The sequence below is a fragment of the Methylobacterium sp. A49B genome (assembly GCF_053346215.1).
Genome location: NZ_JBKFBO010000070.1, coordinates 81,773 through 94,522 on the forward strand (window position 1 = coordinate 81,773; position 12,750 = coordinate 94,522).

The 12,750-nt window shown below is 70.1% G+C and carries 9 protein-coding genes; 3 read left to right on the plus strand and 6 right to left on the minus strand.

All coding sequences use genetic code 11. The annotated features are described in order from the left end of the window. Positions 1 to 37 precede the first annotated feature (37 nt). From ACLBX9_RS06855 to ACLBX9_RS06865, 3 genes are all read left to right on the plus strand, one after another. On the plus strand, positions 38 to 1,345 hold the full coding sequence (locus ACLBX9_RS06855; RefSeq protein WP_447718376.1) for an MFS transporter: 1,308 nt from the start codon (positions 38 to 40) through the stop codon (positions 1,343 to 1,345). A 551-nt stretch (positions 1,346 to 1,896) separates the two neighbouring features. Further along, the gene (locus tag ACLBX9_RS06860) at positions 1,897 to 2,949 is read left to right on the plus strand and encodes a hypothetical protein (protein WP_447718377.1); all 1,053 of its coding nucleotides are present in this window, start codon (positions 1,897 to 1,899) and stop codon (positions 2,947 to 2,949) included. A gap of 40 nt (positions 2,950 to 2,989) precedes the next feature. After that, the gene (locus ACLBX9_RS06865; protein ID WP_447718378.1) at positions 2,990 to 4,093 is read left to right on the plus strand and encodes a TAXI family TRAP transporter solute-binding subunit; all 1,104 of its coding nucleotides are present in this window, start codon (positions 2,990 to 2,992) and stop codon (positions 4,091 to 4,093) included. 621 nt (positions 4,094 to 4,714) lie between these two features. Here ACLBX9_RS06865 and ACLBX9_RS06870 read toward each other — a convergent pair. The 6 genes from ACLBX9_RS06870 to ACLBX9_RS06895 all read right to left on the minus strand — a co-directional run bounded on the left by ACLBX9_RS06870 (position 4,715) and on the right by ACLBX9_RS06895 (position 12,498). Beyond that, positions 4,715 to 5,461, minus strand: a complete 747-nt coding sequence (locus ACLBX9_RS06870; protein WP_447718379.1) for an ABC transporter substrate-binding protein — start codon at positions 5,459 to 5,461, stop codon at positions 4,715 to 4,717. A gap of 153 nt (positions 5,462 to 5,614) precedes the next feature. After that, positions 5,615 to 6,664: an Ldh family oxidoreductase gene (locus ACLBX9_RS06875; protein ID WP_447718380.1), complete on the minus strand. Its 1,050-nt coding sequence runs from the start codon at positions 6,662 to 6,664 to the stop codon at positions 5,615 to 5,617. Positions 6,665 to 6,792: 128 nt separating this feature from the next. Further along, positions 6,793 to 8,505, minus strand: a complete 1,713-nt coding sequence (locus ACLBX9_RS06880; protein WP_447718381.1) for an IlvD/Edd family dehydratase — start codon at positions 8,503 to 8,505, stop codon at positions 6,793 to 6,795. A gap of 552 nt (positions 8,506 to 9,057) precedes the next feature. Continuing rightward, positions 9,058 to 10,215, minus strand: coding sequence for an SRPBCC domain-containing protein (locus ACLBX9_RS06885; protein WP_447718382.1), 1,158 nt, complete (start codon positions 10,213 to 10,215; stop codon positions 9,058 to 9,060). Between the two features lie 35 nt (positions 10,216 to 10,250). Further along, positions 10,251 to 11,849, minus strand: coding sequence for an MFS transporter (locus ACLBX9_RS06890; RefSeq protein ID WP_447718383.1), 1,599 nt, complete (start codon positions 11,847 to 11,849; stop codon positions 10,251 to 10,253). Positions 11,850 to 12,006: 157 nt separating this feature from the next. Beyond that, entirely contained in the window at positions 12,007 to 12,498 is a 492-nt protein-coding gene (locus ACLBX9_RS06895) for an ArsR/SmtB family transcription factor (RefSeq protein ID WP_447718384.1), read from the minus strand. Positions 12,499 to 12,750 lie beyond the last annotated feature (252 nt).

Sequence of the window (12,750 nt, forward strand, 5' to 3'; positions counted from 1 at the left end):
GCGGCGCGCGATCCCGTATGGCCGGAGGAGACCCATCATGATGAAGCTCGGCTGGTACCACACGCTCGATCAGACCGAGCGCCGAACCTACTGGGCCTGCTTCGCGGGGTTCGGCCTCGACGCCATGGACACGACGATCTACGCCCTCGTCATCCCGGCGCTGATCGCGACGCTCGGCCTGACGCAGGCCGAGGCCGGATACCTCGCCACGGCCTCCCTCGCCGGGGCCGCGGTCGGCGGCTGGGCCGCCGGCATCCTGGCCGACCGGATCGGCCGGGTCAGGATCCTGCAACTCACCATCCTGATGGTCGCGGGCTTCACCTGCCTGGCCGCGTTCATGAGCGACTTCTGGTCTCTCGCCGTCGTCCGCTTCCTTCAGGGCCTCGGCTACGGGGGCGAGGCCGCAGTGGGCGGCGTCCTGATCAGCGAGGTGATCCGGCCCGCGCTTCGCGGGCGTGTCGCCGCCTCCGTCCAGAGCAGCTACGCGGTCGGGTACGCGATCTCGGTCAGCCTGCTGCCGGTCATCGCGTCCCTGTTCTCCGAGGAGATGGGCTGGCGCGTCTTCTTCGCCATCGGCATCGTCCCGGCCGGGCTCGTCTTCTTCATCCGCCGGCTCGTCCCGGAATCCGGCATCTACGCCGAGGCGCGGGCCGCGCAGCGCGACGGCGTCGTGCCGCCGCCGTTCTGGACGATCTTCACCGGCCGGCACCTGCGCCGCACGGCCGCCGCCGCGATCATGTCGACCGGCATCTTCGGCGGCGCCTACGTGATGATCACGTGGCTGCCGACCTACCTGCGCACGGCGCTCGGCCTCTCGATCAAGTCGAGCACCGGTTACTTGGCGATGAACATCCTCGGCTCCCTCGTCGGCCCGCTCCTCTACGGCTGGCTGTCGGACCGGATCGGGCGGCGGCCCGCCTTCATGACGTTCCTGCTGCTGCAGTCCGGCAACGTCGCGATCCTGCTGCTCGCACCGGTCGGCCTCACCACGACCATCGTCCTGAGTTTCTTCCTCGGCGCGTTCCAGGGGGCCCTGGCCTCGGGCATGCTGCCGACCTTCGCGGAGCTGTTCCCGACCTCGATCCGGGCGAACGGTCAGGGCTTCTGCCTCGGGGGCGGCCGCGGCTTCGGCTCAGTCGTGCCCGCCACGGTGGGCATCCTGGCCGCGAGCCTGCCGCTGGGGACGGCGATGGGCGCCTGCGCCCTCTGCGCCTACGGGGTCGCCTTCTGCGCGGCTCTGCTCCTGCCCGAGACCGCCGGCACGGACCTGCACGAGCAGGGTCGCGGTCAGACTGCGAGGACCGGTCATCAGGAGCACCCGTCAGACATCGTCTCGGCCTCGTAGGGACGCGGCCGGGCGGCTGCTTCGCGCCCGTCCCGGCCATCTGGCTGGCCCTGGCTGTGCGCGGAGCAACTCATGGAACCCGGCATCTCCCGTGCGACCCGCACGGCGGACGCGGCGTGGGCGGTGCTCGAACCGCTGCCGCCCACCGTTGTGCACGGCAGGGAGCGCGTGGGCTCGCTCTGCGCGCGTCGTCCGAAATCGCCTCGTCCTCAAGGCCTCCGGTCGGGGCTGATCCTCTCCATCAGCCCCGTCCAGAGCCGACCGGTCCGGTCGAGGCTGACCGACCGGGCGTTCGGTGACGGACCAACTCGCCGGGCGCCCGACGTGAAACCGGCTGGTCCACACCCCACCGCTGCCGTTCAGGCGGATCTATCCAGTGTTCGATGCATCCACGATTGCGGGTCTCGCCGGCCGGCTCGTCGATCGGTGCCGCTTTGTCAGTTTCCGACTTTTGGTTTGACGCGTTTTAACCATCTTTGATTGACTGACAGGCTCGGTAATTTTAACCTTTAGAAAAACCGAGGACACGTCCAGGCTCAGGAGTGACTCCGATGGACTCACGCACGGGAAGCGGGGCCTGCTCCAGATCGCTCGCGCTCACGAGCCTCGTGGCCGTCCATCTCGCCGTGCCGGCTGCGGCGCAAGATGCCGACGTGGTCCACCCGACGGGCCGGACGGCAGCCTACAGCGATCGCGACACGGACGTGCGGCAGCCCGCGACCTCCGATCTCACGGTCGTCACACGGGATGTCCTCGGCAGGCTCGGGGTCGCCCTTCCGTTGCAAATCCAGGTGGTCCGCACACGGGAAGTCGCGGTCGAGGCGATCAAGCTGTTCGGATTGCCCCCCGGAGCGACGATCAGCGATTCGATCAACGCGTTCTCGCCGTCGAGCGAGGTCGCGGATGTCGACATAACGTCGTGGGATCTCTCGAAACTCCAGCTGACGCAGCGTGGCGACCGCGAGCGGAGCCTGTTGCTCGCGGTCGCGGCGATCTGGTCGCCGGCGGGCGGCAGCGCCTTCGAAGTCACGTCGAGTCGCTTCAAGGTCAGCTTCGTGCGGGCAGAGGCCGAGCAGGCCGCCGCTTCCACTGGCGCGCCCGGTCGTCTCGATGCACCCAGCGCCCGGACCCAGGCGCCTCCGCCGGCTGCCGGGGTGACGCCGAGTTCGCATGTCTTCGTCCCGGAGACGCATGTCGCACCGCTTCAAACCGGGGCGATCGATCGCCCGGCAGTTCCACCGCTCGGCGAAGGGAACCGCGCCGAGAGGATTGACGGAGCACCCCGTCCGCGGCCGGCGCCGTCATCGCCGCTATCACAGCCGTCAGCGCAGCCGGCACCATCGGTCGACCCGCTGGTGGAGCGGGCCCGGGGCCTGATCCGTCTCGGCGACATCAGCGGTGCTCGCCTCCTGCTGGAGCGCGCGCAGGCGCGCAACGCGCCGAACGCGACCTTCCTGCTGGCGCAGACATGGGATCCGGCCGTCCTGCGCGCCTGGAACGTGCGAGGCCTGCGGGCGGACCCGGATCTCGCCAGGAGCCTGTACGCGAAGGCCGCCAGTCAAGCCCGATCGGATGAGCAGCGGCTCACCGCGACGGATCGCTGACGCGCGGCGAGGCACCGGGGGATCATCGAGGAGCGCGGACATGCCGAGACTCGCAACATGCGCAGCCCTCTTCGGGCTTGCCGTCCTTGCCATCGGTCCCACCGCAGGTGCCCGGGAGGCCGCGGCGCCCGAGGGCGAGGCCCAGACGGAGGTGGCGCTCGGTGAGCGCATGAATGCCAGCACCGTCACGGTGGTGACGGGTACGCCCGGTGGGACCTATTTCCGCGTCGGCGCCGATCTGGCCTTCGTGCTGGATGACGGCGACAGACTGCGCATCCTGCCGATCCTCGGCAAGGGCGCGGGCGAGAACGCCTACGACATCCGCTTCCTCAAGGGTGTCGATCTGGGCTTCGTCCGCACCGACACACTGGAGCAGCTGCGCCAAGACAAGCGTCTGAAGAACATCGAGCGGCACATTCAGTATATCGCCAAGCTCTTCGACGACGAGCTGCACGTCATCGCGCCGAACGCGATCAAGACGGTGGCCGATCTCGCCGGCAAGCGGGTCAGCTTCGACGTGAAGGGGAGCGGGACAGACTACAGCGGCCGGGCGATCTTCCGAGAACTCGGCGTCAGCGTGGAGGCGATCAACGTCGATCAGCCCACCGCCCTCGAAATGCTGCGCAAGGGCGAGATCGAGGCGGTCGTTTCGGTGGCGGCCAAACCGGTCGCCTTCATCGCGGGCTTCGATCCGGGCGATCGCTTCCACTTCGTCAAGACGCCGTATCCGGATACCATCAACCAGGCCTACGTGCCCGCCAGCCTCAGCCATGCCGACTATCCGAAGCTCGTGACCGGGGAGGCGGTCGAGACCGTCGCGGTCGGCACGATCCTGGGTGTCTACAACAGCCCCAAGGGCTCGGCGCGCTACGACAAGCTCGTCCGCTTCGTGGATGCGTTCTTCGGGCAGTTCGACAAGTTCCTGGCCCCGCAGCGGCACCCGAAGTGGCGCGAGGTCAACCTCGCCGCGTCGGTCAATGGCTGGACGCGCTTCCGGCCGGCTCAGGATTGGCTCGACCGGCATCGGGACCAAGAGGTCGCCGGTCAGCCGGAACTGGAGCGCTTCTTCCGGTCCCAGCCCGATCGACCGGCCGGGAAGGAGGAGATCTATCAGGCCTACCTGAAATGGCGGCAGGCGCGGTGATCGCGCCGGGGCACTGAGCACCGCGAGCGGCGCGCCGTACGGGAGGTTGATGACGGGTCCGAAGCAGACGGAGGTCAACCCGTAGAGCCGTGCCCGATCGTTGTGCGATCGGTACACACCGCCACGGTGCCGAGGTTAGGATGCCCTGCGCCTGAGCCAAGGATGCATTCGCCCTTCAGCCGCCACGCCGTCATCCCGGGGCCGCGCAGCGGAGCCCGGGATCCAGAACCATCGACGCGCCTTGAATCTCCGCCCAAAGCGGTTCTGGATTCCGGGCTCGCCTTCGGCGCTCCGGAATGACGGCGCATGAGCGGGTGGAGCAGTTCACCCCAGCCAGCCGTGTAAACACGTCTCATGCCATGAAGGCGCGCTGTCGCGTGCCGTACGCGTTGCAATCGGGCACGGCTCCAAGCCTTTGTTGTAACGCGCGCTCTGGCGCCGAACCGGCGTCCATTTCGGCGGAGAGCTCTCGAGCCGAACGGCGAACGGCCACCTCGCATGGAGGGCCGAGAGTGACCGGTTTGCTTTCAGGGTAAATGGCCCGGGAACCGGCCGGCGTCCCGCCATCCGGAGCCCGCGCGGAGGGCTGATCGGGTGAGGCTCGCCCCGCGGAAGACGTCGCTACGGAACCTCGGCTTTTGGCGCGACGGCGGCGTCGTGCTGGCCGCTGCGGGCGAGGGCGGAGGCCACGAAGCCCGACGCCTTCATTTCCTCGATGAAGCGGCTGAGGTCGGCCAAGGCCGCGTCGCGTCCCTTCGGCACCGCCACGGCCTGCTCGATCACCATGAACCGACCGGGAAGGACGCGCATGTCCGCGTGTTCAAGCGCGTAGATCTCCAGCGGCTGACGGACCGAGGCGACCGCGTCCAGCCGCTCCTGCCGGAACAGGTCCAGGGCCGCCTGCGAGGTGGGCGCGAAGACGCGCTCGGCCGACGTGAGGGCGCGCGCCAGGTACAGGTCGTAGGCTGTGTTCCGGCCGACCGCGATCCGCACCCCGGGCCGGTCGACTTGTCCGTTCTCCTGGAGTGGGGAATCCTGCGGGACCATGTAGGCGCCCTCGATGATCACATAGGGCGGGGTGAAGGCGATCGTCTCGGCCCGCTTCGGGTCGATGGCCAGAAAGGCGACATCCCAGGTCTGCGGGCCGTTCAGCGCATCGACGACCTTGCCGGCGGTATCGAAGGTCGTGAACGACACCGGGACCTTGAGCCGGCGGCCGAGTTCGCGCGCCAGATCGGCCGAGATCCCGGCCGGCTCCCCGTCAGGCCCTTTCTGGGCCAGAACGATATTGCCGTAATTGATGGCGGCGCGCAGCGTTCCCGTCGGCGCGAGGCTGCGTGCGAATCCGTTGTCGTCCGCGTCCGCCATTCTGAGGCCTCCGGCGATGAGAATGATGAGGGCCGCGCAGAGGGCGGCCGGCCTTGTCACGGTGGGGATGCGCATCGTGGTGAGTTCGTCCTTCCGGCCGGTCGGCGTAGCAGCCCGGCGGGGTCCATGCGGGCGCGGCGGATCGCGCCCGCCCTACCAGCCGAACGGGATCCCGGCCTCTCCGGCGAGCCGGCGGAGGTCGGCCAGGGTGTCGTCGGGCAGGGCCAACCCCTCGGCGCGGTTCCGCGCGTCGTTGCGGGCCTCGATCTCCCCTGGATAGAACACCTCCTCGAAGCCCTGCGCCAGCGGCACGGCCTTCAGCTCGGCGATCAGCTGGTCCATGCGGGCGTTGAACTCAGGTAGCGGCTGAATCTGCGCGATGTCGATCGCGATCATCAGCTGCCCCGCCCCGCTGCGGTGCTCGGTCTGGTAGGGGCCGGTGACGCGCGGCCCGAAGGCGCTGCCGGTGAGCACGCCCGAGAGCATGTCCATCATCAGCGCGATGGCATAGCCCTTGTGCTGGGCCATCGGCAGGATGATCCCGTCGATGGCCGCCGCCGGATCGGTGGTCGGCCTGCCCGCCGCGTCGAGGGCCCAGCCGTCCGGGATCGGCTGCCCCTTCTGCTTGGCGAGGTAGACCTTGCCCCGGGCGACGCCGGTGTTGGCGATGTCGAGCGCCATCGGCGCGTGCGCGCCGGCCGGGCAGGCCCAGGACCACGGGTTGGTGCCGACCGTCTTCGTCCGGCCGCCCCACGGCGCCATGGCCGGGCTGGCATTGGTCGCGAGGAACGCCACGCAGCCCGCGTGGGCGGCCATCAGGGTGAAGTACAGGGCCGTGCCGAAGTGCCCGGAATTCCGCAAAGCGACGGCGCTGACCCCGTGCAGCTTCGCCCGGCGGATTGCCTCCCTCATCGCGTGGGCGGTGAGCACCTGCCCCATGCCGTCATGGCCGTCGATCACCGCGAGGCCGCCGGCATCGACCACCGTCTCGGGCCGGGCCGCCGGGGCGCAGACCCTCGCCTTCAGCCGGGCCGTGTACCACGAGAGCCGCATGACGCCGTGCGACTGGTGCCCCCAGAGGTCCGCCTGAACCAGGGTGTCGGCGGCGAGATAGGCCTCAGGCTCCGGCATGCCGGCGGCCGCGTAGACGGCACTGGCGAAATCGCGGAGCCGGTCGGCGGGGATGCGGGCGGGGCTGGCCATGGGACGCTCCTTCAGTCTCGGCGGGAGGGGCGGGTGCGGAACCGGAACGCGCGGTTGAGGAAGCCGCCGGCTATCGCGGCGTCGGCGCCCGGGCCGGTCGACGCGACGGTCCCGGACGGCCCGGGCCGTCAGCCCTCGGCCTTGGCGGGGACGTCTTTGGCGAGGAAGTCGAAGTCGCAGCCCTCCGGGGCCTGCGTGACGCTGCGCCGGTAGAGGGCCTTGTAGCCGCGGGTCGGGGCCGGCGGCGGCCGATGGTCGGCGAGCCGGCGGGCGATCTCGTCCTGCGCGACCAGGAGATCGACGCGCTTGTCTTGGATCGACAGGCGGATGCGGTCGCCGTCGCGTACCGCCGCCAGCGGGCCGCCGACCGCGGCCTCCGGCGCCACGTGCAGCACGATCGACCCGAAGGCCGTGCCCGACATCCGCGCGTCGGAGATGCGGACCATGTCCTTCACCCCCGCCTGGGCCAGCTTCTTGGGGATCGGCAGGTAGCCCGCCTCCGGCATGCCGGCCGCGTGCGGGCCAGCATTCTGCAGGACGAGGATGTCGCCGGGCGCCACGTCGAGCGCGGGATCGTCGATCCGCGCCGACAGATCCTCCAGGCCGGTGAACACCACCGCCCGGCCCTCCGACTCGAACAGCTCGGGCGTCGCTGCCGCGCGCTTGAAGATCGCCCCGTCGGGCGCGAGGCTGCCGGACAGAGCCACGAGGCCGCCCACCGGCGACACGGGATCCGCCGCGGTGCGGATCACCGCGCGGTCGACCCAGGACTCCGGCTCGTCGAGCCGCTCTGCGAGCGTCCGGCCCTCCACGTCCACGGTGTCGAGGTGGAGGAGCGGGCGCAGCTCGCGCAGGAGCGCGCCCATGCCGCCGGCGGCGTGGAAATCCTCCATGTAGCCCTGGCCCACAGGCTTCAGGTCGACCAGCACCGGCGTCTCGTCGGAGATCTGATTGAAGCGCTCGGGCGAGAGCCGGATGCCGAGCCGTCCTGCGATGGCGGTGAGGTGCACGATGGCGTTGGTCGAGCCCGACACCGCCATCAGCACGCGGATCGCGTTCTCGACCGACTTCTGGGTGATCACCTGGGAGGGCCGGATCCGCGTCTCGATCAGCCGCACCGCCGCGCGGCCCGTTTCCTCGGCAGCCACCAGCCGGTCGGAATGCACCGCCGGGATTGCCGCGGTGCCCGGCAGCGACATCCCGAGCGCCTCGGCGATGCACGCCATGGTCGAGGCCGTGCCCATCACCGCGCAGGTGCCCGCCGTGACCGAGAGCCGGCCCTCGACCTCGGCGATCTCCTCGGCGTCGACGGTGCCGGCCCGGTACTTGGCCCAGAAGCCCCGGCAATCCGTGCAGGCGCCGAGCCGCTGGCCGCGGTGGCGGCCGGTGGACATCGGGCCGGTCACCAGCTGGATCGCCGGCAGGTCGGCGGAGGCCGCGCCCATGAGCTGGGCCGGCACGGTCTTGTCGCAGCCGCCGATCAGCACCACCGCGTCCATCGGCTGGGCGCCGATCATCTCCTCGGTGTCCATGGCCATGAGGTTGCGGTACATCATGCTGGTCGGGTTGAGGAAAACCTCGCCGAGCGACACGGTCGGGAACGGCCGCGGCAGGGCCCCGGCCGCCAGCACGCCGCGGGAGACCGCCTCCACCAGCTCGGGCATGCCCCGGTGGCAGTTGTTGAAGCCCGACGGCGTCATGGCGATGCCGACCACCGGCTTGTTCAGCAGGTCGACCGAGATGCCCATGGAGCGCGCGAAGGAGCGGCGCAGGTAGCGGGCGAAGTCGCGGTCGCCGTAGTTGGTCAGGCCGCGGTCGAAGCCGTGCGGTTCGTCGGTCATGATCGTCTCCTCGCGTGGGCGGCTCGGGTGTCCCGGCCGACCGGTCGGTGTCGGCGGTCGCCTTGCTCCCGGCTCCTTAAGCGCGCGCCGGGCAGGTCCTCCGACGCGCGGCTCATCCCGCCCCTGTCCTTCTCGCCGCGATCCCGGCGGAGCGCCGCCTGATAGGTTGTGGTGGCCGCCAGAACCGGCATCGGGATGCAGAAGGCCTCCGGTTCGGCGCCGCCGACGAGATCCGTGCAGGCATGGCCCATCGGAGGGCCGTCCGAGAAGGGGCCACGCGGGATCCGGGGCACGAAAACGCCGCGGCGTAACTGCGTCCGCTGCCCGGATTGACGACAGCGCCGGCTACGGGCCGGCGTGCGGATGAGGGCGCTCCTCGACCGCGAATTGGGTGACGGGAGCCTCTTCGCGGATGTCGACCGCGGGGACCATCGCACCCGATGCGGTCTTCAACTGGGCTGCGATGGCCAATGCCTGACGCCGAAGGACGCCGTGCTTCGCCAGATCGGCGAAATCAACGTCGCGTGGCAGGCATCGATTCCGGGCCGAGCATCAAGTCTCCCCGCGCTCCAGCAGCGCGCGGTAATCATCCAGGGTCAGTGCTTCGGCCTGGCGTGCGTCGATCGCGAGCCGATCCCGATCGGGCAGAACATCCCCGAACACGTCGATGCGCTTCCAGGCCGGAAGCTCGCCGGCTCGCTCCTGCCCCGGCACGAAGCCGGAGGTCGATTGCCGCTCGTAGCGATGGATGTAGCGCGGACAGTTCACGAAGACCTCGGCGATCCCGATCCGGATCACCAGTTCGGCGCCGGGATGCCGCGCGAGGATCTCCGCATCGCGGGACATCTGCGCCGTGCCGTGGAGGCGCAGGCGATGCGGTGTCTCGAAGTCGACGAACAGGAGGCCGAGCTTCGGGTTCGCCGCGAGATTGCCGGCGGTGAGGTACATGCCGTTGCCGTCGTAGCTCGGGAGTTCGAGTTGGCGCGGGCTCACCACGCGCACGAAACCGCGCGCCCCGCCCTTGTACGAGCAGGTCGGAAACCCGCGATGGTCGATCGAGGTGACGAACGCCAGATCCTGCCGGGCGATGAAGGCCTGCTGGCGCGCGCTGAGCTCGCTTGTCACCGACAGGGTGCGCAGCCGGTTCGCGAGATCGCGGGTCTCGAATTCCTCTTGGAAGACCCGGTGCCGGGGACCGTAGAGATTGCTGATCGCCCCCAGCGGTGGCGTGAAGACGGCCGCGTCGGGTTGCGGCGTCGTGCTCCAGCGCAGGCGTTCCAGGCAGATCGCCCAGGCTGCGCCGTACCGGTCGGCCGTCTCCTGGCGGTCGAGGCGGGTGTGGGAGAGCGTCAGCTCGGTGACGTCCGGCCCGAGCGGGCGCAGGTCGATCTGGACCCGCGAGGCCGGGCCGGCCAGCGGCCCGTCTCCGGCGTAGTGCCACGTCATCGCGACGCGTCGCCCCGGCAGGATCTCCAGGAACGCGCCGGAGACCGCGTAGGCCCGCCCGTCCGGGTTGCAGCCCTCGAGGCTGAACGCGCCGCCGACCCGCAGCTCGCAGCGCGCCGCGCGGACCTCGCCGGCCCCCGGTGTCAGCCATTGGACGAGCCGGCGCGGGTCGGTGCAGGCGGCGAACACCAAATCCGCGCAGGCATCGAGCTGGCGGATGAGGGCGATCGCGATCCGCGGCTCGTCGGAGGCGTCATCGGACATGGCTGCGGCCCTTCCAGGATGATCGGGGCGATCCGTCAGACGATCCCGTCGAGGGGGCGGCCCCGCGTCTCGGGTAGGAACAGGGCCGAGACGAGAAAGGCGGCGGCCAGGACGACGAGTGCGTACCAGAGCCCGGCATAGAGATTCCCGGTCATCGTGAACGCCGAGAAGGCGATGGCCGGCAGGAAGCCGCCGAACCAGCCCCCGACCGCGTAGGGCACGGAGAGGGCCGTGTTGCGGATGCGGGTCGGGAAAAGTTCGATCATCCAGGCCGCGAGGGGGGCCGAGGCCAGGGCCACGCAGGCGTTGAGAAGGCTGAGCAGGGCGATCAACGCCGGCAGGTTGGTCTTGGCCGGGTCGGCCTTGGCTGGATAGCCCGCCGCCGCGACCGCGGCCGCCAGGGCCTTGCCGAGATCGGCTGTCCGCGCGTCGAGTGCCTTCTTGTCGAGACCAGTTCCGTCGAAGGCGGCGAGGCTCGCCGTGCCGATCATGATCTGCACCGGACTGCCGGGCGGCAGGTCGCGGGTCGCGTAGGGCACGCCGAGCTTGGCGACGGTCCGGCGGGCGAGGTCGCAGGGGCTCTCGAACCGGGCGAGGCCGAACGGGTCGAACTGGCGGCTGCACCCCGCCGGATCGGCGGCCACCACGACAGGCCTGTCGGCGACCGCCGCCGCGAGGGCGGGATGGGCGTAGCGGGTCACGCCCTCGTAGACCGGCACCGCCAGGAGGGCCGTGCCCAGGAAGCCCGCGAGCATGATCGGCTTGCGGCCGATCCGGTCCGAGAGCCAGCCCGCGGCGATCATGCAGGCGACGAGGCAGGTGCTGTAGCCGAGGATCGTGTAGTGCAGGAGGAACGGGTCGATCTTCAGGTTCAGCATCAGCAGATAGATCGGGTAGGCGCCCGTCGCGCTCGCGACCGACTGCCCGGCGACGAGGCCGAACAGGACCAGGAGCACGATTCGCAGGCTCGACCAGCGCCCCAGGGCCTCCCGGACCGGCTGGCGCGATCCGCCGCCGCCCCGGCGCATCCGCAGGAAGACCGGCGATTCCTGCAGTTTCAGCCGCATGTACACCGAGACCAGCATGAGGACGGCCGAGAGCAGGAAGGGGATGCGCCATCCCCACGCCTCGAACGCCGCCTTGCCGAGCAGCGTCTCGCAGGCGATCACCACGAGGATCGCCAGGACGAGGCCGCAGGCCATGGTGATGCCGACGGCGCTCGTCGCGAGGCCGCGCCGGTCGGCCGGCGCATGCTCGGCGATGTAGGTGACCGCACCTCCGAACTCGCCCCCGAAGGCGAGCCCCTGCACGATGCGCAGGCCCATCAGCAGGGCCGGCGAGAGCACGCCGATGGCCGCGTAGGGCGGCAGCAGGCCGATCGCCACCGTCGCGCCGCCCATGATCACGATCGTCAGGAGGAAGGTGTATTTCCGCCCGACGAGATCCCCCAGGCGTCCGAAGATCAGCCCGCCGAACGGTCGGGCGAGGAAGGTCACGGCGGCGGAGAGAAGGGTGAAGACGTAGGCGTAGGCCTCGTCCAGGCCCGAGAAGAATTGCCGGGCGACGATGGCGGCCATCGGCCCGAACAGGACGAGGTCGTAGGCCTCGAACACTGCGCCGAGGGAGGAGGCCACGATCACCCTCCGGACGCGCGCCCGATCCTCCGGGGCCGCCGCCCGCGCGATCCCTCCGCCGGTTTGTCCCGCGCGCCCTGCGGAACTCGGGACAGCGATGTTCTGGGCCATGGAAGGTCTCCCTGTTCTCCGGTTCGGCACCGTGGGGGACGCGGGCTCAGGGCGGGCCCGCCTCCCGCTTCATCTGGGCGAGCAGGTCCTCCAGCGCGTCGAGGCGCTCCGTCCAGAAGACTTCGTAGGCCTGAAGCCAGCGATGGGCCGCCAGCAGGGCCATCGGCTCGAGCCGGCAGAGGTGCGAGCGGCCCTGCACCTGCCGCGTGACCAGCCCCGCGGCCTCGAGCGTCCGCACGTGCTTCGACACGGCGACGCTCGACATCGGGAAGGCGGGAGCGAGCTCGCCGAGCCCATAGGGTCTCTCGGCGAGCATGCGCACGATCGCACGGCGAGTCGGGTCAGCGAGCGCATGGAAGAGAGCATCCAGGGCCGCCTCAGATGCGTGAACCATGTGGTAATTCATAAAACCATTTGGTTTTAGGTCAAGGATGCTGCCGAGGGTTCGCGCAGGCTGGAATTTCTGGCCCATCGGCAGCGAGATCCGGAGCCTCTTGCGTCGCAGCGTTGCTGTCGGAGTTGCAAATTCCACCGTCATCGCCCGCGCAGCGTAGCGACCCAGGGGAGCGCGGCCGCGACGAAGGTGGCGCCGGCGGGTCTCTCAGCTGGGCTCGCAAGGACGGCGATGCCGAAGTCGTCAACCGAACACGATCTCAGACGTACCGTGCGCCTCTCAAAGGCGATCGACGTCTATAGTCCTACGATGGTCGAGGCGGCCCAGAGGCGCGTTTGTCCGGCATCCGGCAGATCCGGGGTGGAAACCGGACACGCCACCCGTCCGGACCGCGTC